The sequence below is a fragment of the Flavobacterium sp. GSP6 genome (assembly GCF_003984855.1).
Classification (GTDB): domain Bacteria; phylum Bacteroidota; class Bacteroidia; order Flavobacteriales; family Flavobacteriaceae; genus Flavobacterium.
This window is the reverse complement of record NZ_RYDO01000005.1, coordinates 19,267-44,992: the sequence shown is the minus strand read 5'-3', so window position 1 is coordinate 44,992 and position 25,726 is coordinate 19,267. Positions and strand designations below refer to the sequence as shown.

Annotated in this window: 25 protein-coding genes and 1 pseudogene; 20 read left to right on the top strand and 6 right to left on the bottom strand. The window is 35.5% G+C overall.

The genetic code is table 11. The features are described from left to right. Positions 1-21: 21 nt before the first annotated feature. Positions 22-224 (bottom strand): annotated as a pseudogene (locus EKM03_RS07025) (rhodopsin); the annotation flags it as partial. 160 nt (positions 225-384) lie between these two features. Between EKM03_RS07025 and EKM03_RS15465 the strand changes: the two are divergent. After that, positions 385-807, top strand: coding sequence for a Brp/Blh family beta-carotene 15,15'-dioxygenase (locus EKM03_RS15465; RefSeq protein ID WP_126564212.1), 423 nt, complete (start codon positions 385-387; stop codon positions 805-807). A gap of 44 nt (positions 808-851) precedes the next feature. On the opposite strand, the gene dnaK is transcribed toward EKM03_RS15465, so the two are convergent. Next, positions 852-2,738: a molecular chaperone DnaK gene (dnaK, locus tag EKM03_RS07015; RefSeq protein ID WP_126452530.1), complete on the bottom strand. Its 1,887-nt coding sequence runs from the start codon at positions 2,736-2,738 to the stop codon at positions 852-854. Between the two features lie 381 nt (positions 2,739-3,119). Between dnaK and EKM03_RS07010 the strand changes: the two genes are divergently transcribed. The 4 genes from EKM03_RS07010 (at position 3,120) to EKM03_RS06995 (ending at position 5,635) form a co-directional block, all read left to right on the top strand. Continuing rightward, positions 3,120-3,296, top strand: a complete 177-nt coding sequence (locus tag EKM03_RS07010; RefSeq protein ID WP_126452532.1) for a histone H1 — start codon at positions 3,120-3,122, stop codon at positions 3,294-3,296. Between the two features lie 239 nt (positions 3,297-3,535). Further along, on the top strand, positions 3,536-3,973 hold the full coding sequence (locus EKM03_RS07005) for a thioesterase family protein (RefSeq protein WP_126463004.1): 438 nt from the start codon (positions 3,536-3,538) through the stop codon (positions 3,971-3,973). 181 nt (positions 3,974-4,154) lie between these two features. Next, entirely contained in the window at positions 4,155-4,733 is a 579-nt protein-coding gene (locus EKM03_RS07000; protein ID WP_126553575.1) for a cytochrome b/b6 domain-containing protein, read from the top strand. 221 nt (positions 4,734-4,954) lie between these two features. Continuing rightward, positions 4,955-5,635, top strand: a complete 681-nt coding sequence (locus EKM03_RS06995) for a haloacid dehalogenase type II (protein WP_126463008.1) — start codon at positions 4,955-4,957, stop codon at positions 5,633-5,635. A gap of 117 nt (positions 5,636-5,752) precedes the next feature. Here EKM03_RS06995 and EKM03_RS06990 read toward each other — a convergent pair whose 3' ends face one another. From EKM03_RS06990 to EKM03_RS06980, 3 genes are all read right to left on the bottom strand, one after another. After that, positions 5,753-6,238 carry a hypothetical protein gene (locus EKM03_RS06990; RefSeq protein WP_126564211.1) on the bottom strand — a complete coding sequence of 162 codons (486 nt, stop codon included), beginning with the start codon at positions 6,236-6,238 and terminating at the stop codon, positions 5,753-5,755. A 245-nt stretch (positions 6,239-6,483) separates the two neighbouring features. Then, positions 6,484-8,064: an NADP-dependent glyceraldehyde-3-phosphate dehydrogenase gene (locus EKM03_RS06985; protein WP_126740087.1), complete on the bottom strand. Its 1,581-nt coding sequence runs from the start codon at positions 8,062-8,064 to the stop codon at positions 6,484-6,486. A gap of 233 nt (positions 8,065-8,297) precedes the next feature. Beyond that, the gene (locus EKM03_RS06980; protein ID WP_126463014.1) at positions 8,298-8,609 is read right to left on the bottom strand and encodes a rhodanese-like domain-containing protein; all 312 of its coding nucleotides are present in this window, start codon (positions 8,607-8,609) and stop codon (positions 8,298-8,300) included. A gap of 271 nt (positions 8,610-8,880) precedes the next feature. On the opposite strand from EKM03_RS06980, the gene EKM03_RS06975 reads away from it, so the two are divergent. The 15 genes from EKM03_RS06975 to trpA all read left to right on the top strand — a co-directional run bounded on the left by EKM03_RS06975 (position 8,881) and on the right by trpA (position 22,438). Continuing rightward, entirely contained in the window at positions 8,881-9,507 is a 627-nt protein-coding gene (locus EKM03_RS06975; protein WP_126463016.1) for a Crp/Fnr family transcriptional regulator, read from the top strand. A gap of 68 nt (positions 9,508-9,575) precedes the next feature. Further along, positions 9,576-10,364: a sulfite exporter TauE/SafE family protein gene (locus tag EKM03_RS06970; RefSeq protein WP_126463018.1), complete on the top strand. Its 789-nt coding sequence runs from the start codon at positions 9,576-9,578 to the stop codon at positions 10,362-10,364. 80 nt (positions 10,365-10,444) lie between these two features. Then, positions 10,445-11,860, top strand: a complete 1,416-nt coding sequence (locus EKM03_RS06965; protein ID WP_126463020.1) for a rhodanese-like domain-containing protein — start codon at positions 10,445-10,447, stop codon at positions 11,858-11,860. Between the two features lie 59 nt (positions 11,861-11,919). Beyond that, a complete protein-coding gene (locus tag EKM03_RS06960; protein ID WP_126463022.1) occupies positions 11,920-12,756 on the top strand; it encodes a methyltransferase domain-containing protein in 837 nt (278 codons plus the stop codon). A gap of 213 nt (positions 12,757-12,969) precedes the next feature. Beyond that, positions 12,970-13,425 (top strand): MarR family winged helix-turn-helix transcriptional regulator, encoded by a 456-nt coding sequence (locus tag EKM03_RS06955; RefSeq protein WP_126463024.1) that lies wholly within the window; start codon positions 12,970-12,972, stop codon positions 13,423-13,425. A gap of 14 nt (positions 13,426-13,439) precedes the next feature. After that, entirely contained in the window at positions 13,440-14,072 is a 633-nt protein-coding gene (locus EKM03_RS06950; protein ID WP_126463026.1) for an NAD(P)H-dependent oxidoreductase, read from the top strand. Positions 14,073-14,107: 35 nt separating this feature from the next. Further along, entirely contained in the window at positions 14,108-14,677 is a 570-nt protein-coding gene (locus tag EKM03_RS06945; RefSeq protein WP_126463028.1) for a YceI family protein, read from the top strand. Between the two features lie 360 nt (positions 14,678-15,037). After that, on the top strand, positions 15,038-16,438 hold the full coding sequence (locus tag EKM03_RS06940; protein ID WP_126463030.1) for an anthranilate synthase component I family protein: 1,401 nt from the start codon (positions 15,038-15,040) through the stop codon (positions 16,436-16,438). A gap of 154 nt (positions 16,439-16,592) precedes the next feature. Further along, positions 16,593-17,159 (top strand): aminodeoxychorismate/anthranilate synthase component II, encoded by a 567-nt coding sequence (locus EKM03_RS06935; protein WP_126463032.1) that lies wholly within the window; start codon positions 16,593-16,595, stop codon positions 17,157-17,159. A 73-nt stretch (positions 17,160-17,232) separates the two neighbouring features. Then, entirely contained in the window at positions 17,233-18,225 is a 993-nt protein-coding gene (gene trpD, locus EKM03_RS06930; RefSeq protein ID WP_126740086.1) for an anthranilate phosphoribosyltransferase, read from the top strand. 87 nt (positions 18,226-18,312) lie between these two features. Continuing rightward, on the top strand, positions 18,313-19,092 hold the full coding sequence (trpC, locus tag EKM03_RS06925; protein WP_126463036.1) for an indole-3-glycerol phosphate synthase TrpC: 780 nt from the start codon (positions 18,313-18,315) through the stop codon (positions 19,090-19,092). 138 nt (positions 19,093-19,230) lie between these two features. Beyond that, on the top strand, positions 19,231-19,851 hold the full coding sequence (locus tag EKM03_RS06920; RefSeq protein ID WP_126568492.1) for a phosphoribosylanthranilate isomerase: 621 nt from the start codon (positions 19,231-19,233) through the stop codon (positions 19,849-19,851). 4 nt (positions 19,852-19,855) lie between these two features. Next, on the top strand, positions 19,856-21,037 hold the full coding sequence (trpB, locus tag EKM03_RS06915; RefSeq protein ID WP_126463038.1) for a tryptophan synthase subunit beta: 1,182 nt from the start codon (positions 19,856-19,858) through the stop codon (positions 21,035-21,037). Positions 21,038-21,295: 258 nt separating this feature from the next. Continuing rightward, complete coding sequence (locus tag EKM03_RS06910) at positions 21,296-21,616, top strand: gamma-glutamylcyclotransferase family protein (RefSeq protein WP_126463040.1); 321 nt, start codon at positions 21,296-21,298, stop codon at positions 21,614-21,616. Between the two features lie 60 nt (positions 21,617-21,676). Continuing rightward, on the top strand, positions 21,677-22,438 hold the full coding sequence (gene trpA, locus EKM03_RS06905; protein ID WP_126463042.1) for a tryptophan synthase subunit alpha: 762 nt from the start codon (positions 21,677-21,679) through the stop codon (positions 22,436-22,438). A gap of 564 nt (positions 22,439-23,002) precedes the next feature. Here the strand turns inward: trpA and EKM03_RS06900 are convergent. Beyond that, on the bottom strand, positions 23,003-25,696 hold the full coding sequence (locus tag EKM03_RS06900) for a TonB-dependent receptor (protein WP_126740085.1): 2,694 nt from the start codon (positions 25,694-25,696) through the stop codon (positions 23,003-23,005). Between the last annotated feature and the right edge of the window lie 30 nt (positions 25,697-25,726).

Here is a 25,726-nt window from a genome sequence, read left to right as displayed (position 1 = left end):
AATAGGTCGGGTTTTTTGTTTCATGTATCCTAATGGATATATTGACCAGCCTACAAGTACAAACCAGCACAATATTCTGTGTGCTTTTTGAATTTCTCCACCTGTAGCAACAGCTAATTTTGAAGCTTCTCCTAACCTGATTTCATACACAATTCAAAATAAGCAAGTCCGAAAATGAAGTCCCATAGCGCTACACAATCGGTAAATACAACCTCGCCAAAGTACTATTCCAATTCTCTTATGGATTCTTTATTTTAGTGTTGCTGTTTACTTTTCACTCTGAGGAGGTACAAAACATTATATTAAACATCACAAAAATCAGTATTCCTATTCTATACATTTGGCTATCCTTACAGATTTCAGGTGCCTTATTTATAGCTATCAGTGTTTATTTGTATTGGAAATCAAAAAAAACGCCTAGAACTCTTTTATTTAGTACTATTTGCTATCCTTTTTAAATTCTCGAGTCTGATCTGGGGTTTTGCCATTTATTTTGTCTTGTGGCACAGTATTCCTTCTATAATTAACCAAATAAAGTTTTCAAATGGTTCTTGTTTCGTAAGCAATTTTATTGCATATTGCCCTGTAGCAGGCGTTTATTGGTTGGTTTCACTAGTAGAAATGGCACTTTTGTATTTTACATTTAAAGAAGAACAACTATTCAATACTTTATTTTTTTCTTTTTTGGCTGCCATAACATTTCCTCATACTTTAGTTATCACAAGAATGTTTCGTGGTAAAAAGGAGAATAAAATTAAAATCAATGTCCATAAAAAAACCGTTCACCAAAGGCGAACGGTTTTCTAAATCAATAATAGAGACGCAATAAATCGCGTCTCTACGAGAAATAATTATTTTACTTCTTCAAATTCAACGTCTTCAACATTGTCACCTTGAGCTGCTTCACCTTCTGGTTTAGATGCTGCTTGACCTTGTTCTCCTTCAGCATACATTGCTTCAGTTGCTTTTTTCCATGCCGCATTGATGTTGTCAAGAGCCGTTTGAATTGCAGGAATATCTTGAGATTGGTGCGCCATTCTCAATTCAGTCAATGCGTATTCTACAGCTACTTTATTATCATCAGATAATTTAGCACCAAGTTCTTTCAATTGCGTTTCAGTTTGAAAAATCATTCCATCTGCTTCGTTCAATTTTTCAGCTCTTGATCTAGCGATTTTGTCAGATTCTGCGTTAGCTTCAGCATCTTGTTTCATTCTTTCGATTTCTTCAGATGTTAATCCAGAAGAAGCTTCGATACGAATATCGTGAGATTTTCCTGTTCCTTTGTCCGTTGCAGAAACTTTGATGATACCATTAGCATCAATATCAAAAGTCACTTCAATTTGTGGAACCCCTCTCGGTGCTGGTGGAATACCGTCTAAGTTAAAACGACCAATTGTTTTGTTATCAGCAGCCATAGCTCTTGCCCCTTGAAGAACGTGTAGTTCAACTGTTGGTTGAGAATCTGCTGCTGTAGAGAAAACTTGAGATTTTTTAGTTGGGATAGTTGTATTAGACTCAATAAGAGTTGTCATAACACCACCCATAGTTTCGATACCTAAAGACAAAGGTGTAACGTCAAGTAACAATACATCTTTTACATCTCCAGAAAGAACTCCACCTTGAATAGCTGCTCCAATGGCAACAACTTCATCAGGGTTAACTCCTTTAGACGCTTTTTTACCAAAGAATTTTTCAACCTCTTCAGCAATTCTTGGCATACGAGTAGAACCTCCTACAAGAATCACTTCGTCAATATCAGAAACAGATAAACCTGCATCTTTTAGCGCTTTAGCCACTGGTGCCATAGAACGTTTTACTAATGAATCAGTCAATTGCTCAAATTTAGCTCTTGTCAATTTTTTCACTAAGTGTTTTGGTCCTGAAGCTGTAGCGGTTACGTAAGGCAAGTTGATTTCAGTTTCAGCAGAAGAAGACAATTCAATTTTTGCTTTCTCCGCAGCTTCTTTCAAACGTTGTAATGACATTGGGTCAAGACGTAAGTCAATCCCTTCTTCCGTTAAGAAATCAGCAGCTAACCAGTCAATAATTTCGTGGTCAAAATCGTCTCCACCTAAGTGAGTATCTCCATTTGTAGACAATACTTCAAAAACTCCGTCTCCTAATTCAAGAACCGAAATATCAAAAGTACCACCACCTAAATCGTAAACAGCAATTTTTTGATCTTTACCTTTTTTATCCAAACCGTAAGCAAGAGCTGCAGCTGTAGGTTCGTTGATGATACGCATTACTTTAAGACCTGCAATTTCACCCGCTTCTTTCGTAGCTTGACGTTGTGCATCATTAAAGTAAGCAGGAACAGTAATAACTGCTTCAGTAACAGTTTGACCTAAATAGTCTTCTGCTGTTTTTTTCATTTTTTGAAGTGTCATTGCTGACAATTCTTGTGCAGAGTATAAACGGCCATCAATATCCACACGTGGTGTATTGTTGTCTCCTTTTACTACTTTGTACGAAACTCTTTTTGCTTCAGCTGTAATTTCGCCGAAAGAATGTCCCATGAAACGTTTGATAGAAGCAATAGTCTTAGTTGGATTAGTTACCGCTTGTCTTTTAGCAGGATCTCCTACTTTAATCTCTCCACCTTCAACAAAAGCGATGATAGATGGTGTTGTTCTTTTTCCTTCTGCATTAGGAATAACAACAGCTTCATTACCTTCCATTACAGAAACACAAGAGTTGGTCGTACCTAAATCAATTCCGATTATTTTACCCATTTTAAATATATTTAATTTTATTGTATACTAGTTTTAATGACTCGAAGTCGATAAGTCAATCTTTGTGCCAATACAAAAGGGACTAATGAATTGTCAGTTTATGTTAAAATTGGCGTAAAAAAATCTGACAATATGACATCACAGAGAAGTTGTCATTATAACCGAAGTTGTCATTCTTGATCTCAGGAATACTGAGATTTCACTTCTTATTTATTGAATAATTAAAAAAAGCGGACGTAATTTTATTCAGTATTTATAAAAAAAGATATTTCTGACACATACAATAAAATAATGGTTTTCTAATGTTAATTTAAAACTCAAAACATCCCAATCTAAAAATCAAAATTCTATTTTAGCGCCTTAATTTAATACAGTACTATTATGAAAGATTTAGTTGCAAAAATCAACGCTGAATTCGAAACATTCAAAACAGAATCTGAGTCACTAACTGAGAAAGGTGTCAAAGCTGCCGGACCAAGAGCTCGTAAATCAACTTTGGAACTAGAAAAACTATTAAAAGAGTTTAGAAAAGTTTCTGTAGAAGAATCAAAAAAATAAATTACGCAGCAAGCATCAGCCCTTTGGATTTTCTGAAGGGCTTTTTTATTTAATAGAATTCTTTATAAATTAGGCTTCGCTATTCAATATTTTTAGTAGTGCTAAAAATATACTCCAACAAATGGATCTAATTTATAATTTCATTAGCTTCCTACTTGCTTTTTGTCGTACTTTTGAGTTTCAAAAAAACACAGTACTTCCTTGGTATCAAATCTTGGAAACATCTATAAAAAAAAACAATGACTTCATTTAGCAAAGAATTATCTTTTCGCTGGTCAGATCTTGACCCTAATTTTCATGTACGGCACAGTGCCTATTATGACTTTGGCGCACAACATCGTATCGAAATTCTGGAAAGTCTTGGTTTGACCATTAAGGTGATGCAGTTGCAAGGCTTTGGCCCTATTCTTTTTAGGGAAGAATGTGTTTTTAGAAAAGAAATAAAGCTTTCTGACAAAATTTTTTTGCGCACCAAAACTTCAAAAGTAAATGCGGATGCTTCCCGTTGGTCCATTGTGCATGAGTTTATAAATGAGGACAACAAATTATGTGCAACTATAACAGTTGATGGCGCTTGGATGGATCTCAAACTTCGCAAACTAGCCTCTCCTACTCCAGAAATTGCGATTGAAGCCTTGAGTATTTTTCCTAAAAGTGATCATTTTACAGCACTTTAAAGAAAGAACGATTTATTGGCTGGTAAAAATAGGATAGTATCGTTGCTGTTTTTCTAAAACCATTCTTCATCGCCTTTCATTATATCCGTGTACTCTGAATTAATTTAAACTAAATTCTTTCTGAAATTGTATCGCAATTAAAACTGACTCCTAAACCATAACAACCCAATTCTGATAAATCATGAAATCCAGAAATTACTCCACCATTTACCGAATCATGCACTGGTCAATAGCCATTTGCATGACGCTAATGCTTATTACTATATTTCTTAGAATGACCTGGATGAACAAAAATAATGTCGCACTGATCATGCAAGACTATCTTTCAACCACAGATCAATCCCTATCCCAGGATCAGCTTATTTTGCTTGCTAAAAAAATAAGAAAACCCATGTGGGATTGGCACATATATATTGGTTATGCGTTAGTAGGGCTGTACAGCATCCGATTGGCGCTTCCCTTTTTTGGACAGATGAAATTCTCCAATCCCTTTTCCAAAGGATTAGCATTTAAAGAAAAAATTCACTATTGGACGTATTTAGTTTTTTATGCTTGCGTGGCAATTTCACTAATCACCGGTTTAATCATTGTTTTGGGTCCAGAAAACAGAAAGGAATCAATGGAAGATATACATGTCCTATCCATTTATTATTTATTGACCTTCATCGTAATTCACTTGGCGAGTATTTTCTTTTCTGAATTCACGAACCAACAAGGATTGATTTCTAGAATCATAAGTGGTTCAAAAAAGAAGAACTAAAACAAAAGATCTCTCAAAGAAATACTTAAAAATAGTATTTTAAAATCAATTTGTTACTTCCTTTTGTCTAATTTTAAAACATGCCATTACACAATGATTGTTACTTACTATTGATCAGATAAAACCCGACAAAAAAATATAATTTCGATTAAAAAGTGATCCATTTGGCTTCTTTTATTATCGAACAAAATGAAAGCCCATATAAAACTAAATTAAAAATTATGACAGCACCAAAAGTAGTATTCTTTGATGTAAATGAAACCTTATTGGATTTAGGAGCCATAAAAAAAAGTATTGGTCAAGCCTTAGGAAATCGAGAAGATTTAACTGCCCTTTGGTTTACTACCATGTTGCACTATTCTTTAGTAACAACAGTTGGTGGTCAGTATACAGATTTTGGTACTATTGGAGCTGCTGCTTTAAGAATGGTAGCTGCGAATCAAGGTATTCTTTTAACAGAAGCGGAAGCTAAAGTAGCCGTAAGCAGTATAACCTCTTTACCACCTCATCCCGAAGTAAAAGAAGCGTTAGCAGCATTAAGAAATGCTGGTTATACATTAGTTGCCTTAACAAATTCATCAACCAAAGGCGTTGAAACTCAATTTAAAAATGCGGGCTTAACGGCATTTTTTGATCAAATTTTAAGTGTTGAAGAAGTAGGCAAATACAAACCAGATACTGCTGTGTATAATTGGGCAGCGCAAAAAATGGGAGTTAAACCCAACGAATGTTTGATGGTTGCAGCTCATGGTTGGGATATTGCAGGTGCAATTTGGGCAGGTTGGAGAGGAGCCTTTACGGCACGTCCCGGACAACAATTGTATCCTTTGGCACCATTACCTGAAATAAACGAAACAGATCTTCTAAAAATTGCCGAAAAACTTATATCCTTACAAAAATAACATAACATAAGTATCTCTTTACCACTTTGATTAAGAGATACTTATATTATTTAAATCTTGTTTACAGGAATTGCCCTTTTGATATTTCAAGAAATACTTTTTACGCTGTTGAATTAATTATTTTTCACCAACACAATCAACACTTATAAATTTATATTTCACATTATCAAAATCTATAGGTACTCCTTTCACAAAATAAGAAGCTCCTAAATAAGTTTCGATTTTTCCATTACCTAAAATGAGTTCGTTCCCTTTCTTTAACATTGCCAATGGATTTTTATACGTTATTTTATCATAAGTTCCTTGAATAAACGAGTAGTCAGCAAATAATGTATCGCCTCGGAATTCGCCGTTGATTTTTCCAGTTTTTTTGGGCATGTTAAAAATCTTCATCACCATGTTTCCTGTAATTTTTCCGTTTTGCAAAGTGCTGATTTCTAAATCAATGGTGTCTTTTTCAAACAAAGCTTTATAACACTGAACGTTTATTGGCTTTTCAGCTTGGGTTCGGGCAGCATCTGTAGCGTTCAGATTTTTATTTTTTTTACAACTTTCGAACCCAAAGCAAGCTAACAGTAAACAAAAAAGGATTAGATTTTTCATGTAAGTAAATATTTAGTTAATAATTACACCTCAACAAGAGTATAAAGATAAAGTTTCTTTTTAAACTTTTTAGATAATTTCACCTAAATAAGGATTTGTCCATCGGGTATTAATTCTATAGACTCTACTATTTTATGGCGCTATTAGCACGCGATGTTTTGAAATATGTCGTTTAAAATTCTAAAATATATTTCAAAGAGGAATGTTAAGTCCAAAAAAAAACGGCTTTTTTTGATTATAAAAGATTATAAAATATAATCGGTATTAATAAAATTAGATTCTTTACTGCTCAATAATTCCTGTAAAATAGCATTGTTATAGGCATTGTCTTTAGATGCTACAAAGGTTCTAATTGAGAACGAGCGCAGCGCATCATGAATACTCAATGTTCCTACTGCTGAATCTTTTCGTCCTGTAAACGGGAGAACATCCGGACCTCTTTGGCAAGAACTATTCAGGTTTACTCTGCACACTAAATTCACCAAAGCATCAATAAGTGGTGCAATAGTTTTAATGTCTTTTCCAAACAAACTTACTTGTTGCCCATAATTCGATTCGGCCATATCATTCAAAGGTTCCTGAATGTCTTTGAAAGAAATAATAGGCACCACAGGACCAAATTGCTCTTCGTGATACACACGCATTTCTTTATTTACTGGAAATAAAACCGCTGGAAAGATGTAATTAGAATAATGTTGTCCTCCCTTTTCATTAATTATAGCAGCTCCTTTACTAGTAGCATCATCAATCAATTCCTGAATATAAGCTGGTTTTTCTTTTTCTGGTAAAGGCGTCAGAAACACGGAGGCATCCCACGGATTTCCAAAAACTAAGGCATCCACTTTGGCAGCAAAACGCGTATTGAACTCCTCAGCAATAGACTCATGCACATACAATACTTTCAAAGCCGTACAACGCTGTCCATTGAACGATAAAGAACCGGCAATACACTCTTGGATGGCCAAGTCTAAATCAGCATCCGGAAGAACTATCGCAGGGTTTTTCGCCTCTAAACCTAGGATCAAACGCAATCTGTTTTTATTAGGATGCTGGTCTTGTAATGCAATCGCTGAGGTACTGTTTCCTATCAAAGCCAAAATAGCTACTTTACCGGATTTCATTATTGGCGAAGCCACTTCACGTCCGCGACCGTATACAATATTGATGGCTCCTTTTGGGAAACTGCTTCTAAAAGCTTCTAATAAAGGGGAGATCAACAGCACACCATGTTTTGCCGGTTTAAAAATTACCGGGTTCCCCATGATCAATGCCGGAATGAGTAACGAAAAAGTCTCATTCAACGGATAATTATAAGGCCCAAGGCATAAAACAACTCCAAGCGGTCCTCTACGAACCATAGCGTTTACTCCCTGAACTTTAGAAAAATGAGCACTACGGCTGTTCAATTCTTTTAAACTGTCAATAGTATCATATATATATTCTACAGTTCTGTCAAATTCTTTTTCAGAATCACTCAATGATTTTCCTATTTCCCACATCAATAGTTTAACTACTTCTTTACGGGTCGTTTTCATTTGAGTAACAAAGTTTTCCATACACTTTATCCGATCCGCCACTTTCATCGTAGGCCATAATCCTTGACCGTTATTATACGCTGCATTGGCTGCATTTACCGCTTCTAGAGCTTCCGTTTCCCCCATAGACGGGATAGAGCCTAAAATAGTTGGACCATATTCATCTGTAGACGAAATTGTTGAAAAAACAGGAGTTGTCTGACCGTTCCATTTTTTTAATTCTCCATCAATTAAGTACGTATCTTGATTTAATAAAGTGCTAATTTGAAATTCTTCTGGTATTACATTCATAAAAATAGATATTATATTTATAATTTGGCTCTGCCACGAAATCGGTATGCATTGCACTCTATACTGATTTGCAAAATAAAGACTTAATAATACCAGCATTAAAACATTACGTTAATTAAGCTTAATGGCAAAAAAGGGATTCCCTAAGTAGTGTGATTTCTAATTAAACCCACACAAAAAGTAGTAAAACCTGTAATTTAAATACTAAAAAGAGGTATTACCCTCTTTGCGTTTTATGGAGCTACTACTTCTCCATCCCATTCTATAATTCCGCCTATTAAGTTGTAGGCGTTTTCAAAACCAAGCTGATTCATTATTTCGCATGCTTTTGCACTTCGCATTCCGGATCGACAATACACATAATACTTTTTGTTTTTGTCCAAAGCTTCTATTTCAGTTACAAAATCCTGGCCGCTGTGAATGTCAATATTGATGGCATTGGCAATATAGCCTTCGCTAAATTCATCTTCGGTTCTCACGTCTAGAATTACTGCATTTTCATCCGCTTCAAATTGAGAAATCCAATCTTCTTGTGTTAAATTCATAATGATGTTTTTTGTAAAAATACAACGTTTTTACCAAACAATAAACGTAACAATTGTTAATTAGATATTTTTATTGAAAAATCGTTTTCGCAAAACATTAAACATCAACAAACTAAAACTAAGGCTTGAATTCTTATTAAAAATAGTCTATTAAATCCATAGACAACAAGCCATAAATCAAAGGTTTGTACACTGTTATAGTCTGAAAAACGGTCTGTTTTTTGAGTTATTTACACTACTTTTACAAGGCAGAATATAGAAAAAAATAAAAATGCTTGATTCCATAAAAAAAATATTTCCTTCCTTTTCTACTGAACTAGTCAAAGATGTGGATGCAAATGCTGCGATCCAATCCTTCAAAACTGGTGATGTCATCATGCGGACCGGACAGTACATAAAAAATACTGTATTGGTAATCCGTGGAAAAATTAAGGTCTATCGCGAAGATGAAAATGGAGGAGAGTTTTTCATGTATTATTTGCAACCCGGTCAGGCTTGTGCCATTTCCATGATATGTGCCACCAAAAATGAAAAAAGCCAAATCATGGCTAAAGTCGTTGAAGATGTCGAACTAATCCTCTTGCCCTTACTCTTGATGGACAAGTGGATGATGCAACACCGCAGCTGGTATGAATTTGTAATTGATACCTACAGAAGTCGTTTTGAGGAGATTCTCGAAGTCATTGACAGCATTGCTTTCCGGGCGATGGATGAGCGATTGGAATTTTATCTAAAACGCCATGCCGATGTGTGTGGTTGTAAAGAATTGAAACTCTCCCATCAGGAAATCGCATCAGAGCTCAATACCTCAAGAGAAGTAATTTCGCGTTTGTTAAAAAAAATGGAGCAACGCGGCATTGTGGCCTTACACCGCAATAACATTGAACTGTTAAAATAAAATTTACGCCCTGAAGCGGTGCTTTTGTGCAACTATTTTTAAAATCAGAGCTTCAAAAAAATGTTACGATGGAATATTTAGGCTATTTTGCTTCTATTATTATTGGTCTTTCTTTGGGTTTAATTGGCGGTGGCGGATCCATACTTGCCGTTCCCATACTGGTATATCTCTTTAATATCAATCCGGAACTAGCCACCAGTTATTCGTTATTTATAGTCGGAATAACAGCTATGATTGGGAGCTACAGCCAGTACAAACTTGGTAATTTAAAAATAAAACCAGCACTTGCCTTTGCGATTCCTTCTCTCCTCTCTTTACTTTTTGTACGAGAAATTGTGTTACCAAAAATTCCGTCCGTTATTTTTACACTACACCATTTTGAAGTGTCAAAAAATCTTTTGATTCTCATTGTGTTTGCGTGTCTTATGATAGCCACATCCGTATCGATGATCAAAAAGGCAATACCAAAAAAAACTCTTCAAAAAGACAATTTCAGCAAGATAGCCCTCATTGGACTATTAGTAGGTTTTCTCACTGGTTTTCTAGGTGCCGGTGGTGGTTTTTTGATCATTCCAGCATTGCTTTTCTTTGCAAATTTACCTATGAAACAAGCTATTGGCACCTCTTTATTGATTATCTTTATTACTTCGTTAATTGGTTTTGGCGGCGATGTGTTAAACGGTATCAGCATCAATTTCAGACTGCTTTTTACCATTTCGGCAATTGCCATCCTGGGACTGTTCATTGGCACCTATTTATCTAAAAAAATCGATGGCGCAAAACTAAAACCGGCTTTTGGTTGGTTTGTGTTAGCTATGGGAATGTATATTATTATCAAAGAATTTCTCCTGAATTAAAAAAACAGAATGTAGCAATTGTTACCGTTTATCCTAAAAAACAGAAGTACATTTATACCATAAATTAAAAAAACGCAATCATGCAAATCGAACAAATATATACCGGATGTTTAGCACAAGGCGCCTATTATATCACATCAAATGGAGAAGCAGCCATTATTGACCCGTTACGGGAAACCCAGCCCTATCTGGATCGATTAGAACGAGATGGTGTGCAATTAAAATACATTTTTGAAACTCATTTTCACGCTGATTTTGTTTCCGGTCACATAGATTTAAGCCGTCAAACTGGTGCTCCTATTGTTTATGGCCCAAATGCAACATGTGAATTTGAATGCATTTCTGCAAATGACGGACAGGAATTCAGCATTGGAAACATCAAAATAAAAGTACTACACACGCCGGGACATACCATGGAAAGCACCACTTTTTTATTGATAAACGAAAACGGAAAAAACCATGCCATTTTCTCCGGTGACACCTTGTTCATTGGTGATGTGGGAAGACCGGATTTAGCCCAAAAAGCGGCACACATGACCCAGGAACAGCTGGCCACAACTTTATTTCATTCTTTACGAACAAAGATTATGACCTTGGCAGACGACGTCATCGTATATCCTGCTCACGGTGCAGGAAGTGCCTGTGGAAAAAACATGAGCAAGGAAACCGTTTCGACCATTGGCGACCAAAAAGCGACCAATTATGCGTTGCGTGCGAATATGACGGAAGCTGAATTTGTTCATGAAGTCACCGAAGGTTTATTGCCTCCGCCAGCTTATTTTGGTATGAATGTGGCAATGAACAAAAAAGGATATGAAAGTTTTGAAAACGTTTTGAATCTGGGAATGCGTGCGCTTTCCCCTTCTGAATTTGAAGTAGCCGCTGAAGAAACCGGAGCTTTATTATTGGACACTCGGAAAAATGGGGAATTTGCCAAAGGATTTATTCCGCAATCCATAAACATTGGTATCGATGGTGATTTTGCTCCTTGGGTAGGCACTTTAATTGCCAATGTGCAACAACCCATCCTGATTGTTTGTGAACCGGGACAAGAGGAAGAAACCGTTACGCGCTTGAGCCGTGTGGGTTTTGACAACTTAATGGGGCATCTGGCTGGTGGTTTTGATACCTGGGCAAAAGCAGGAAAAGAAATGGATACCGTACATAGAATTACTGCAGAACAATTTGCCAAGGAAGTAAAAATTGGCCAAAGCAAAGTAATCGACATTCGGAAAGAAAGTGAATACTCCGCAGAGCATGTTGAGGAGTCCTACAGCAAGCCATTAGCAGCTATTAATGAATGGATCAAAGACATAAATCCTAAAGCCCATTTTTACCTGCATTGTGCCGGTGGATACCGCAGTATGATTGCGGCTTCAATACTGGAAGCGCGGGGTTTTAGAAATTTTACTGAAATTGAAGGCGGTTTTAATGCTATTGCAAAAACGACTGCTCCTAAAACAGATTTCGTTTGCCAAAGCAAAATTTTGAAATAAAAATAATTTCAATAACAATGGCTGTTCCAAAGTAATGGCTGTTTCAAAAAAACAAAATTATGGAGCATCTAAAATGTTGTGTCATTTCTAACAACGAACCGCTGGACCAAGCCTATTGGGAAACACAATACAAAAACAAAACAACCGGTTGGGATTTAGGCCAAGTATCTCCGCCCTTACAAAGGTATATCAATACTATAATTACTAAAAACAGTCGTGTTTTGATTCCCGGTTGTGGCAACAGCTACGAAGCGGAATATCTTCTGGAGCATGGATTTACAAATGTTACCGTTATTGATATTGCTCCAACACCTGTTAGAGCTTTAAAAGAAAAATTTAAAAACAACCCTTCTATTAAGATTGTTTTAGGCGATTTCTTTGCATATCAGGGAAACTATGATTTGATTATTGAGCAAACTTTTTTCTGCGCTTTGCCTCCTACAATGCGCCAGAAATACGTTTGGAAAATGCATCAACTCTTGGCTGAAGAAGGAATTCTGGCGGGATTATTATTCAATAGAACGTTTGAATCCGGACCTCCTTTTGGCGGAAACAAAGAAGAATATGAGCTGATTTTCAAAGGTGCTTTTGACTTTTTGAAAATAGATGTGTCTAAAGATTCAATTGCACCAAGAGCAAATTCAGAGTTGTTTATCGAATTAAAAAAAAACAGTCAGGTTGTTGTGAATTTATATGAGCTGGAAGGCATTACAGATAGCGACTGTATGGAAAAACTTATAGAAAAACTACTGGCAATTAACGGTGTTTTAAATGTAAGCATCAGCAGTAATTTTGCCGATGTACTACTTGTGAGTAAAAAGGAAATTACAACCGAAACATTACAGGAAGTGACTGCTTATGACGAAAAGTACGCTATCAAAAAAATAAAGAACTAAATTCAGATTCTTTTTTTAGAGACAAAAAATGAAAACATTATTTACAAATTGGCATATTATGCGCTGGGTGCGGCTAGTGTTTGCCTTATTTTTATTTGCACAAACCAGTATCCTGTATAGCACTTAAAAAATAATTAACAAAAAAAATAAACATTTGTATATACAACTATAAAAAGTGTTACATTTGTACCAACAAATTACATATATACAAATATGAAAATTGAAGAAATTTTAAAAACAACTATACCAATGGATAATTCAAAAAAAATTATCCTTAATGTGTTGTACACACAAAATGTAATTACAGAAAACTTTAATGAATTATTAAAACCTCACGAAATATCAGGAGAACAATACAATGTACTTCGAATATTAAGAGGGCAAAAAGGAAATCCTGCAAATATGTGGGCTATTCAGGAGCGAATGTTAGCCAAGACCAGCAACACCACCCGATTAGTTGACAAACTACTATTGAAAGAGTTTGTCACTCGAAAAGTGTGTCCTGAAAACAGACGTAAAATAGAAGTTCTGATTACACAAAAAGGATTAGATGTTCTAGCAGTATTAGATCCTAAAGTTATAGCGCACGAACGGTTTTTCTCAAAAAATTTGAGTGCAGAGGAAATCATTCAATTAAATCAATTATTAGAAAAATACAGAAACCAATAAATAGTATATACAATATGAACACCTTTTTAGATCACCAAAATTGGAGATACGCCACCAAAAAATTTGACGCCACCAAGAAAATATCCAATGAAGATTTAAACATTCTAAAAGAAGCAATCCGTTTAAGTTCTTCTTCCTACGGATTGCAACCTTACAAAGTCATAATTGTTGAAAATCCTGAATTAAGAGCTAAAATTAGACCATCGGCCTGGGGACAATCACAAATTGTAGAGGCATCACACTTAATTATCTTTGCTAATGAAATTAACTTTGGCACAACTGGAATCGATAATTATTTTAAAAACACCAGTGAAACCAGACAAATTCCTTTAGAAAGTATGAAGGGATATCAAGAGCTGGTAATCAAAAACATTACGTCTCTTTCCGAAGAAATGCGAAATATCTGGACGGCAAAACAAACGTATTTAGCTTTAGGAAATTTATTGAACGCCGCTGCTGAACTTAAAATTGATGCTACTCCTATGGAAGGTTTTGTTCCCGCCGAGGTTAATGAAATATTAGGTCTGGACAAATTAGGATTAAATGCCACTTTAATAGCAACTATTGGCTACAGACACGTGGAAGATGCAACACAACACAACAAAAAAGTTAGAAAATCAAACGAAGAATTATTTATCACATTATAATTATTAATCAAATTCAAATTTAAACACTCAAACACATGAAAAAATTCAAATCAATCGCATTAGCATTAGTAGTAGTTTTATCTGCGGTATCTGTAACAGCCCAAACTAAAAAAGTTGATGTTGCAAAAAGCACCATCAACTGGACAGGAAAAAAAGTAACGGGACAACATGAAGGAACAATCAACCTGAAAGATGGCGCATTAGTTTTTAAAGGAAAAAAATTAGTTGGCGGTACCTTCAACGTAGACATGACCTCACTTTTGGCAACAGATTTAAAAGCAGGTCAAGGCAAAGAAAAATTAGAAGGCCACTTGAAATCAGAAGATTTTTTTGGAACTGAAAAATTTGCAACAGCAACTCTAGTATTCAAAAAACTAGTAACTAAAGCGCCTAATGTGTATACAGTAACTGGGGATTTAACAATTAAAGGAATTACGAAACCAGTTACTTTTGATTTAACCACAACCGCAAATACAGCTTCAAGTACTGTAATAATTGATAGAACAAAATATGATATCAAATACGGTTCCGGAAGTTTCTTTGACAACCTTGGAGACAAAGCAATCTCAGACGAATTTACTTTAGCTGTTGCTTTGAAATTCTAAATTTCAGTACATTTTGTTTTCAAACCCCAACAAGCAATTGTTGGGGTTTTATTTTTAATAATTCTAGTCTGCATATTTATTTAACAAAAAAACTTTACCTTTCAACTTATTTAACGCCTAATGTTTTTGAAAAATCAAATTTCATTTCTATCTTTGTATCATTAAAAAAAATATGAAAACAATTTTAAACAATACTTGGTGGTGGAACAATTTACGTCAGTCGTCGTGAACTAAGCTCCTATAGTATTATTAAAACTATAAATATAAAAGGCTTGTCATCACGACAGGCCTTTTTTTGTTTCAAATTATAAATTAGAACGCACAGGATACATCCTGTTGCTATCAAATAATAAAAACATAATGAAAACTTTGATATTAAATACCAAATACAAACAAATCCTGGCAGATACGATAACTCCTGTCAGCGTATATCTCAAAATTCGTGATAAATTCCCAAATAGTTTACTACTGGAAAGCAGCGACTATCATGGTAATGACAACAGTTTCTCCTATATTTGTTGTAATCCGATTGCTTCCATAAAAATAGAAAATGAAATCATCTACAAAACATTTCCTGATGGGAGTTTTGAGAAAATTGAAATTGATGCCAACACCAATATCCCGCAAGTAATTCAAGAATTTTCAGGTCAATTCAAATCCGAGAAAAACGATTTTAAATTCATCAATAATGGACTTTTTGGATATATTTCGTACGATGCTGTTCGTTACTTTGAAAAAGTGTCTATTGCCAAAAAAGAAAATAGCAATACCATTCCTGATGTGTATTATGCCGTGTACCAAAACATAATTGCTATTAATCATTTCAAGAATGAGGCCTATATTTTTTGTCATAGTTTAGATGGTAAAAACAACATTTCAGAAATTGAACAATTATTACAATCCCGAAATATTGCTTCTTATAAATTTTCGAAACAAGGAGAAGGATTTTCAAATTTAACCGACGAAGAATTCAAACATAATGTGGCTTTAGCCAAAAAACATTGCTTTAGAGGTGATGTGTTCCAATTGGTTTTGTCCAGACGATTTACACAAGGGTTCAAGGGCGATGAATTCAATGTATATAGAGCATTGAGAAGCATTAATCCTTCGCCTTATTTATTCTTTTTTGATTACGGTGATTTCAAAATATTTGGTTCTTCGCCAGAAGCCCAAATTATTGTTAAAGACCGTAAAGCTGAAATTCATCCTATTGCAGGAACTTTTAAAAGAACGGGAGATGATGAAAAAGATGCCATTCTTGCCAAAGAGCTATCCATTGATAAAAAAGAAAATAGTGAACATGTGATGTTGGTGGATTTAGCCCGAAATGATTTGAGCCGCAACGGTCATAATGTGAATGTAGAGAAATACAGGGAGGTGCAGTTTTTCTCACATGTCATTCACTTAGTTTCAAAAGTAACCGGACATTTACATGAAAAAGCTTCTACAATGCAGGTTGTAGCCGATACTTTTCCAGCTGGAACATTGAGTGGCGCTCCCAAACACAGAGCCATGCAACTGATTGAGGAGTATGAAAAAACAAATCGTAATTTTTATGGTGGTGCTATAGGTTTTATGGATTTTGAAGGTAATTTTAATCATGCGATTATGATTCGGACTTTCCTTAGTAAAAACCATCAATTGCATTCTCAAGCCGGCGCCGGAATTGTAGCCAGTTCAGATGAAGAAAGCGAAATGCAGGAAGTATATAATAAATTGAGGGCCTTAAATGCCGCTTTGGATTTAGCAGAAACAATATAAATCCCCTCCCCAACCCTCCCCGAAGGGAAGGGAAGGAAAGGGAGCCAAATGTAAAAAAATTAGCAACTTATGAAGTTGTAAATAAAAATAACAATTAAAAAACCTATTTACCCCAATAGGTACTCCCCTCCTTCGGAGGGGTTGGGGGAGGAAAATGAAAAAAATACTAGTTATAGATAATTACGATAGTTTCACTTACAATTTAGTGCATTATCTGGAAGATTTAGATTGCGAAGTAACCGTTTATAGAAACGATGAATTTGATATTGATGAAATTGCCGTTTTCGATAAAATTCTTCTTTCGCCGGGACCCGGAATTCCGGATGAAGCGGGGTTACTCAAAGCAGTGATTCAAAAATATGGCCCTACAAAAAGTATTTTTGGGGTATGTTTAGGCCAACAAGCAATAGGTGAAGTCTACGGTGGGTCACTTTCTAATTTAGAAAAAGTCTACCACGGTGTGGCCACTAATGTAAAAACTGTTGTTGATGATGAGCTTTTATTTGAAGGGTTAGGAAAGGAATTTGAAGTAGGGCGGTACCATTCCTGGGTAGTTAATGCCAATTTACCGGATGTTCTAGAGGCAACTTCCTTTGATGAAAACGGGCAGGTAATGTCATTGCGCCACAAAACATACGATGTCCGTGGTGTACAATTTCATCCCGAAAGTGTGTTGACTCCAAATGGGAAAAAGATATTGGAGAATTGGGTTAAAAATTAGTCATAAAGTCAAATATCACAAAGTCGAAAGACTTTAAGACTTTAAGACTTTCAACTTTAAGACATATATAAAAATGAAAAATATATTAAACCGATTAATCAACCACGAAATGCTTTCGAAAGAAGAAGCAAAAAACGTATTAGTTAATATCTCCTACGGAAGTTACAACACCAGTCAGATAGCTGCTTTCCTTACCGTGTATATGATGCGAAGCATCAGCATTGAAGAGTTAGCCGGTTTTCGTGAAGCATTATTAGAACTGTGCATTCGTGTGGATTTATCTGCATATGATACCATCGATTTATGCGGTACAGGTGGTGACGGAAAAGACACTTTTAATATTTCAACCTTGGCTTCTTTTGTGGCAGCGGGTGCAGGAATTAAAGTGGCAAAACATGGGAATTATGGTGTTTCTTCCATTTCAGGTTCTAGTAACGTAATGGAGAAATTAGGCATTAAGTTTAGTAACGATTCTGATTTCTTAGAAAAAAGTATTGATAAAGCGGGAATTTGTATTCTACATGCTCCATTATTTCATCCAGCGATGAAAAATGTGGGACCTATTCGAAAAGAATTAGGGGTGAAAACTTTTTTCAATATGTTAGGACCAATGGTAAATCCATCGTTCCCAAAAAATCAATTGGTTGGTGTTTTCAATTTAGAAATGGCCAGAATGTATGCGTATTTATATCAAAATACTGATGTGAACTTTACCATCCTGCATTCGCTTGACGGCTATGATGAAGTGTCCTTGACGGGACCTACAAAAACGATTACCAGCTCCATGGAAGGCATGATAAATCCGGAAGATTTTGGTGTTCGCCTTTTGCTGCAAAGCGAAATCGAAGGAGGGAAAACTATAGAGCAATCTGCTCAAATGTTTACTGACATCATTTCCGGAAAAGGAACTGAAGCACAAAACAATGTGATTTGTGCCAATGCGGCCATGGCAATTGCGACTGTTACAAAATGTTCTCCTTTAGAAGGATTTCAAATAGCGAAAGAAAGTTTATTATCCGGTAAAGGACTTGTAGCTTTGAAGAAATTGAAAGATTTAAGCAAATAAAAATAGTTTGAAGTTCAAGGTTTAAAGTTGTTTGCATTTCGAACAACTTTAAACCTTGAACAAAGAAAACTTTAAACAAAAAAATAAATGAATATTTTAGATAAAATCATAGTTGACAAAAAAAGAGAAGTCATTCTCAAGAAATCTATCATACCTGTTTCACAATTGGAAGCTTCCGTTTTCTTTGAAAAAAAAACTATTTCTTTGAGTGATAATTTACGAAACAGTACATCCGGAATTATTGCGGAGCACAAACGCCGTTCGCCTTCCAAAGCAGCAATAAATTATAGTTTTACTGTTGAAGAAGTAACCAAAGGATATGAAAATGCAGGTGCTTGCGGGATTTCGGTGTTGACAGATGGAAAATATTTTGGTGGTTCGTTAGACGATTTACTTTTGGCAAGAGCCACAGTAAATATACCATTATTGAGAAAAGAATTCATTGTTGATGACTATCAAATATTGGAAGCCAAAGCATACGGAGCCGATTTAATTCTACTTATCGCAGCAATTTTAACCAGAGAAGAAATCAAATCCTTGTCTGAATTTGCCAAAAGTTTAGGACTAGAAGTTTTACTGGAGGTACACAATCAAGAGGAACTGGAAAAATCGATTATGCCTACCTTAGATATGATTGGTGTAAACAATCGCAATCTAAAAACATTCGAAGTGAGTTTGGATTTCAGCAAGCAATTAGCAGCGCAAATCCCAAATGATTTTGTAAAAATTTCCGAAAGTGGGATTTCATCAGTTGAAGCGATTAAGGAATTAAAACCATTCGGATATAAAGGATTCCTGATTGGAGAAAACTTTATGAAAACTGATAATGCAGGTAAAGCTGCAACCGAATTTATCAGCCAACTATAAAACAACCCTGTTAAGGTTCAAAACTCTAAAAGGATTGAATTTAAAAAAAAACTGGAAATGAAAAAACAAACAGACCATCAAGACACTTCGACTCCATCCCCTTCGAGGTGGGCTGGGGTGGGGATAAAAATTTGCGGCATGAAATATCCCGATAATATAATCGAAATAGGGTCGTTCCTACCCGATTATATGGGATTTATATTCTGGGAGAAATCGGCTCGATATTTTGATGGTGTGATTCCAAATTTACCAAAATCAATTAAAAAAGTAGGCGTTTTTGTCAATGAAAGGACCGAAGTTATTTTGGCGAAAACCAATAAACACGATTTGCAGGCCATTCAATTGCACGGTCACGAATCCGTTGCCTTTTGCCAGGAATTAAAAAATAAAATTGATCGTAAAATTGATATTATAAAAGTATTCTCTGTTGATGATTCTTTTGATTTTGAGGAACTAAAACCGTTTGAAACCGTTTGTGATTATTTTCTTTTTGATACCAAAGGAAAATTACCCGGAGGCAACGGAACCACATTCAATTGGAAAGTATTAGAAAAGTATCCCTCAAGCAAACCGTTTTTCTTGAGTGGTGGAATCGGAATTGATGAAATGGGCGCTATAAATGAAATTTCGAAAACCAATTTACCGCTTTACGCCATTGATGTAAACAGTAAATTTGAGATAGAACCCGGTTTAAAAAACATACAATTGTGTAAAGACGCACTGCAGTACGTCTCTACAGATAATAAAATAAAAAAATAAAACTATGTCATACAACGTTAACGAAAAAGGCTATTACGGAGAATTTGGAGGCGCCTTCATTCCTGAAATGTTATATCCAAATGTGGAAGAATTACGTCAAAATTATTTAAAAATTACAGCTGAGCCTGAATTTCAGGCTGAATTTGATGCCTTGCTTAAAGAGTATGTTGGTCGCCCTACGCCTCTTTATTTTGCAAAACGGTTATCAGAACAATACAACACTAAAATCTACCTAAAAAGAGAAGATTTATGTCATACTGGCGCACATAAAGTGAACAACACCATTGGACAAATTTTATTAGCCAAACGTTTGGGTAAAAAACGTATCATTGCCGAAACCGGTGCCGGGCAACATGGCGTAGCAACAGCAACTGTTTGTGCGTTAATGGGACTGGAATGCATCGTGTATATGGGTGAAATTGACATCAAACGTCAAGCGCCAAATGTAGCTCGTATGAAAATGTTGGGTGCCGAAGTGCGTCCGGCGCTTTCAGGATCAAAAACCTTAAAAGATGCCACAAACGAAGCCATTCGCGACTGGATTAACAATCCTGTAGACACCTATTATATCATTGGATCCGTCGTAGGACCACACCCTTATCCGGATATGGTGGCGCGTTTCCAAAGTGTTATTTCTAAGGAAATTAAAGAACAATTATTGGAAAAAGAAGGTCGTGAAAACCCTGACTATGTGATTGCCTGTGTAGGTGGTGGTAGCAATGCTGCCGGAGCCTATTATCATTTTCTGGATAATGAAGACGTGACTATTATTGCGGTCGAAGCAGCAGGATTAGGAGTCGATTCAGGCGAAAGTGCTGCTACATCGGCATTAGGGAAAGTAGGCGTTATTCACGGTAGTAAAACCCTGTTGATGCAAACTCCTGATGGTCAAATCACCGAGCCATATTCCATCTCGGCAGGATTGGATTATCCAGGCGTAGGTCCTATGCACGCTAATTTATTCGCTACTGGCAGAGCACAATTCATCTCCATAACGGATGATCAAGCCATGCAATGGGGGTTAAAATTATCCCAAATGGAAGGACTGATCCCCGCTATCGAAAGTGCGCATGCCTTTGCCGTTCTCGACCAAATGAAATTCAAAGCAGATGATATTGTTGTCATCAATCTTTCCGGTCGTGGCGATAAGGATTTGAATACTTATATTGATTATTTTAAATTATAGTTGATTTGACCCTCATTTTTTTAGGGTTTATCCCGAAATTATTTCGGGGCGTTCCCTCGCTTCCACTAACGTTACTGCGAGGTCAGGATTTTCGTTGCACTCTTTTTTATCTCGTTAAAAAACGAGACGAAAAAGGATTTTCACTGCAAACGAAGTTCACTGAACTCCAATAAAAAATAAGAGTTTAGTGAAGTAATCCTTAACGCAAACCCAACAACATAAAAATGACGTTCAATTCATATTTTAAAAATAGAAACTATGGAAAAATTATTCGCTTACAGCAGCTTACAAAATGTGGACATACAAAAAGATCTTTTTGGGCGTATTCTTGAGGGAACTCCTCAAACACTAATTGGTTACATCATAAAAGAAATCCAAATTGAAGAAGAATTTGGATTAGTGCACTACCCCATTATTACCGAAACCCAAAAACCGGAAGACACCATCAACGGAATGGTGTATTCCGTTTCTTCACAAGAACTTCGCCAAACGGATTTGTACGAAGGATTGCATTACAAACGTGTTGAAGTGCATTTGCAATCCGACCAAAAAGCTTGGGCGTACAGCGCCGCTATCTAAACATTCCAATTAAAACTCCAAGGTAAAAAAGATCCTAAAATAGAATAAAAAAATACGACAATGAACCGAATAAATCAAAAACTACAAGACACTAAGAAGATCCTTTCCATCTATTTCTCGGCAGGATATCCCAACCTTAACGATACCGTACAAATCATCCAGGATTTAGAAAAAAGCGGGGTGGATATGATTGAAATAGGATTGCCGTTCAGTGATCCATTGGCTGATGGACCAACGATTCAAGCGAGTTCCACACAAGCATTGCACAACGGAATGACGACACAAGTTTTGTTTGACCAATTAAAAGACATTCGTAAAACAGTATCTATTCCTTTAGTGATTATGGGATATTTCAACCCAATGTTACAATACGGAATCGAGAATTTCTGCCAGAAATGTGCGGAGATTGGCATTGACGGGTTAATCATTCCCGATCTTCCCGTTGACGTATATGCAGATGAATATAAATTAACTTTCGAGAAATACGGATTGAAAAATATATTCTTAATTACACCACAAACTTCTGACGAGCGCATCAACTTTATTAACAGTGTATCTGATGCATTTATTTACATGGTAAGTTCCGCGAGCGTTACAGGATCACAATCCGGTTTTGGAAGCGTTCAAGAAGACTATTTCAAACGCATTGCCAAGATGAATCTGAAAAACCCTCAAGTAATAGGTTTTGGCATCAATAACAAGGAAACCTTTAATCAAGCCACTCAGTTTGCCAAAGGAGCAATTATAGGAAGCGCTTTCATTCAGCATTTAACTGAAAATGGTACCGGTAAAATCGAGGAATATATAAACGCAATTCGATAACTAATCTCTTTTATATAAAATCAAACGGCGTTTACAGTTCCTTTAAACGCCGTTTTTTTTAGGATCATTTAGTTAAGTACATGACAAAAAGTAAAACAGATTGTTTTCTAAAAACTTAAATCCTGTTAAAATAAATTTTGACAAGTAATCAAATCCATATTTAAAAACGTTTACTGCTCTTCTTCCATGTTTTTTTATTATTATTTGGATGTTTTCATCTAAATAGTCACCAATTTTATAACACCATACAAAAGCAATGATTGTCAAAGAAAATAGTTTCTCTAATCTTTCTAAATCGGATACATGAGTAGCCTTTTTTGTTTATATTTTAAAAAGGAGAAACCTGTGGAACTACCTCTTTTTAAGGAGCAGACAAAAAAATATTTTTCACTTGATGAAAGGCCCAAAAATTGATTTTTTTGAGCTATAGTGCAACTACATAAACGCGAATTAATTACCTAAAAATCAATTTAATAAAACAAAAATAATCCTTTGTTCTATTAATTATTAGTACCAAAAAGGGCTGTCGATTGACAGCCCTTTATAATTAATTAAATACTTAAATTAGAATTTATAGTTTAATGATAAATTAAACATTGTTCCTAATTGGCTAAAGTGATATCCATCATACGTCATTTGAGAGTAACGTTGGTTGAAAGTAATCAAGTTAGACTGATTTTTTACTTGAGCAGGATCGTTTAAAAGTTCTACACCCTTAGCATTTTCTGCTACAAATTTCCATTCAGGAAGTACATTCAATAAGTTGTTTACATTCAATGCCAAAGTTAATTTTTCGGTAGCAGAAAAAGTAACTCCTAAATCAGTAATAACTTTTGGAATAAACTCCGTTTTTAAATTAGCTTTTAAATAATTTGCAGAGCCAACTGGAGCATTCGGATCATTTGTAGCTAAGCCATCTTGATTAAAGGTACTTTTTCCAAAGTAAGTGTTGTTAATGGAGAAACCAAATTTTCCAATTTCATAATTCACTCCTAAAATCCATTTTGTTTCAGGTCTTGAAGTAAACATTAAAGATTCAAGTATAGGTCCAAAATTGTCTTTTTTTACAGGTGAGATTCTTTCATTTTGAAAAGTAATATTTCCAGATAAATTGAATCCAAGTTTTCCAGATCCCAATAGAAGGTTGTTGTAATTAGCAACTACATCTAAACCTGAAGTTCTAGAGTCAAATGAATTTTCAAACCAAGCTACATTTCCAAAATCAGTATCCTTTCTGTCACCTAAAACGATTCTGTCTTCCACTTTAATGTTATAGTAATCTACTGTGAAATTAAAATTTTTCGTTGGTTTTGCTCCAATTCCGATAGTGATATTTGTTGATTTCTCAGCATCTAGCGGATCAATTTCTAATTTACGTGCTTGTGGTGAAACGTTATTTATAATTCCACTAACTTGAATTCCTTGTCCAGGAAGGAATGAATACTGCGATTTTTGAGTATAGATTTGGTGTAATGTAGGTGCTCTAAATCCAGTAGAAATAGACCCTCTTAATGTAATTTTGTCATCTAAAAATTTATATCTAGAACTTAATTTCCAAACTGTTGCACCACCGAAATCGCTATAATCTTCATAACGAACAGTACCATTAATTAAGAAATCTTTGGTCACATCATAAGCAAGGTCAAAATAAGCTCCTAAATTATAACGATTCCATGATCCTGAATTTTCAGGTCGATTACCTGCAAATGAATCAGCTCCCATGCCGTCCCAAGATGCTTTATCTCCTTCAATTACTTCAAAAGTTTCTGTTCTCATCTCAGATCCAAAACCAATACTAACTTTGTCAGATAATATTTTAGAGACATCTAAGTTTCCTACAATATGATTGAAAGCAGTCCCTCCTGGTTTGAATGATATTGGGCTGTTGTCTCTGTAAACTTGAGCACCATTTCCATCTACAATGTTAGATCTATTCTGTGAGTTGTTTACAGTATATGATTGGGTGTTACCACCTACAGTAATACTCGCGTCGGTATTCCAGTCATTTTTAGTTGATTTGTAACCTAATGTTCCGTTATAGTCATTTAAATCCCCTTCAAAAGTAGGAACATATCCTTGGTAAGAAGCTGCAGTACCGTCACCAAATAAGTCTTTCAAATAAGGTGCAGATGCTAATGTTCTCCAATATGGAGTTCTGTAGTTAGCAAATGAATTTACTTTTTTGTAAACATAAGCGGCATTGTAATACAATTGAGATGTTTCGCTTAATTCACTTCCACCATTTACTAAGAATTTTGCAGCAGCAGTTTCAGGTGAACCATTAATATTCCCTGCATCTGGTTTTTTAGCTAAAAATGCCTGAACGTCTGATAGAGAAGCCCCAAAATCTGCTGCTTCACCAGCGGCATCTACAGTCCCTGGTCTGTTAGATAAATTAACTTTCGAAAAATCAATAGTATAATTTATAAATCCTTTTTCTCCTACCGTTGTTCCATTATTTAAACTTACACCTAGCATTTCGCCGTCACCAGCAGAAGTCATTCCACTTCTTACTGTTACTGATCCGTCACGTGTTCCTTTTTTTAAGATAATATTCATTACCCCAGCAATTGCATCAGAACCGTATTGAGCCGATGCTCCATCACGAAGTATTTCCACTCTTTCGATTGCATCAGTAGGAATAGCAGAGATGTCAGCACCTGTTTCACCACGTCCCGGAGAGGTTTGTACATAAAGTAAAGAACTTAAATTTTTACGTTTCCCGTTGATAAGGATTAACGTTCTACTCGGTCCCATGTTTCTAATCTCATAAGGATCTAATAATGAAGTTGCATCATTTACCGGAGTCTGAACGGTGTTGAACGATGGAATCTTGTATTGTAAAGCTTTGTCAAAAGAAGCTTGCCCTGTTGAGGCTAAATCCTTTGCAGAAATAACATCAATAGGTAATGCTGATGTGGTATTACTTCTTGGCGCAGTTCTGCTTCCAGTAACTACAACTTCATTTAGATTTTGTCCGCCTTCTTCTGATAAGACAACATTCAGCACAGCACTTGTAACTGCTTTTTCTAATTTAGCAAAACCTACATAGCTAAAAACTAAAGTAGCCCCGTCTTTAACTTTTATCTTGTATGCTCCATTCATATCAGTAGAAACCCCATTTTGAGTTCCCTTTTCAACAATGTTTACACCAGGCAAAGCATTGCCGGTGTTCTCTTTTACAACACCCGAGACTTCTTTTTGTGCAAAAAGAAACGAGATGTTTAATAGAAATAATAATAATGCAAATTTTCTCATAATAAGTTTTGTTTGATTTTTGGTTTGGTT

Excerpts from the sequence above, each read along its gene's own strand:
- dnaK (WP_126452530.1), bottom strand. The coding sequence starts at position 2,738 with ATGGGTAAAATAATCGGAATTGATTTAGGTACGACCAACTCTTGTGTT.
- EKM03_RS07010 (WP_126452532.1), top strand. The coding sequence starts at position 3,120 with ATGAAAGATTTAGTTGCAAAAATCAACGCTGAATTCGAAACATTCAAA.
- EKM03_RS07005 (WP_126463004.1), top strand. The coding sequence starts at position 3,536 with ATGACTTCATTTAGCAAAGAATTATCTTTTCGCTGGTCAGATCTTGAC.
- EKM03_RS07000 (WP_126553575.1), top strand. The coding sequence starts at position 4,155 with ATGAAATCCAGAAATTACTCCACCATTTACCGAATCATGCACTGGTCA.
- EKM03_RS06995 (WP_126463008.1), top strand. The coding sequence starts at position 4,955 with ATGACAGCACCAAAAGTAGTATTCTTTGATGTAAATGAAACCTTATTG.
- EKM03_RS06990 (WP_126564211.1), bottom strand. The coding sequence starts at position 6,238 with ATGAAAAATCTAATCCTTTTTTGTTTACTGTTAGCTTGCTTTGGGTTC.
- EKM03_RS06985 (WP_126740087.1), bottom strand. The coding sequence starts at position 8,064 with ATGAATGTAATACCAGAAGAATTTCAAATTAGCACTTTATTAAATCAA.
- EKM03_RS06980 (WP_126463014.1), bottom strand. The coding sequence starts at position 8,609 with ATGAATTTAACACAAGAAGATTGGATTTCTCAATTTGAAGCGGATGAA.
- EKM03_RS06975 (WP_126463016.1), top strand. The coding sequence starts at position 8,881 with ATGCTTGATTCCATAAAAAAAATATTTCCTTCCTTTTCTACTGAACTA.
- EKM03_RS06970 (WP_126463018.1), top strand. The coding sequence starts at position 9,576 with ATGGAATATTTAGGCTATTTTGCTTCTATTATTATTGGTCTTTCTTTG.
- EKM03_RS06965 (WP_126463020.1), top strand. The coding sequence starts at position 10,445 with ATGCAAATCGAACAAATATATACCGGATGTTTAGCACAAGGCGCCTAT.
- EKM03_RS06960 (WP_126463022.1), top strand. The coding sequence starts at position 11,920 with ATGGAGCATCTAAAATGTTGTGTCATTTCTAACAACGAACCGCTGGAC.
- EKM03_RS06955 (WP_126463024.1), top strand. The coding sequence starts at position 12,970 with ATGAAAATTGAAGAAATTTTAAAAACAACTATACCAATGGATAATTCA.
- EKM03_RS06950 (WP_126463026.1), top strand. The coding sequence starts at position 13,440 with ATGAACACCTTTTTAGATCACCAAAATTGGAGATACGCCACCAAAAAA.
- EKM03_RS06945 (WP_126463028.1), top strand. The coding sequence starts at position 14,108 with ATGAAAAAATTCAAATCAATCGCATTAGCATTAGTAGTAGTTTTATCT.
- EKM03_RS06940 (WP_126463030.1), top strand. The coding sequence starts at position 15,038 with ATGAAAACTTTGATATTAAATACCAAATACAAACAAATCCTGGCAGAT.
- EKM03_RS06935 (WP_126463032.1), top strand. The coding sequence starts at position 16,593 with ATGAAAAAAATACTAGTTATAGATAATTACGATAGTTTCACTTACAAT.
- trpD (WP_126740086.1), top strand. The coding sequence starts at position 17,233 with ATGAAAAATATATTAAACCGATTAATCAACCACGAAATGCTTTCGAAA.
- trpC (WP_126463036.1), top strand. The coding sequence starts at position 18,313 with ATGAATATTTTAGATAAAATCATAGTTGACAAAAAAAGAGAAGTCATT.
- EKM03_RS06920 (WP_126568492.1), top strand. The coding sequence starts at position 19,231 with ATGAAATATCCCGATAATATAATCGAAATAGGGTCGTTCCTACCCGAT.
- trpB (WP_126463038.1), top strand. The coding sequence starts at position 19,856 with ATGTCATACAACGTTAACGAAAAAGGCTATTACGGAGAATTTGGAGGC.
- EKM03_RS06910 (WP_126463040.1), top strand. The coding sequence starts at position 21,296 with ATGGAAAAATTATTCGCTTACAGCAGCTTACAAAATGTGGACATACAA.
- trpA (WP_126463042.1), top strand. The coding sequence starts at position 21,677 with ATGAACCGAATAAATCAAAAACTACAAGACACTAAGAAGATCCTTTCC.
- EKM03_RS06900 (WP_126740085.1), bottom strand. The coding sequence starts at position 25,696 with ATGAGAAAATTTGCATTATTATTATTTCTATTAAACATCTCGTTTCTT.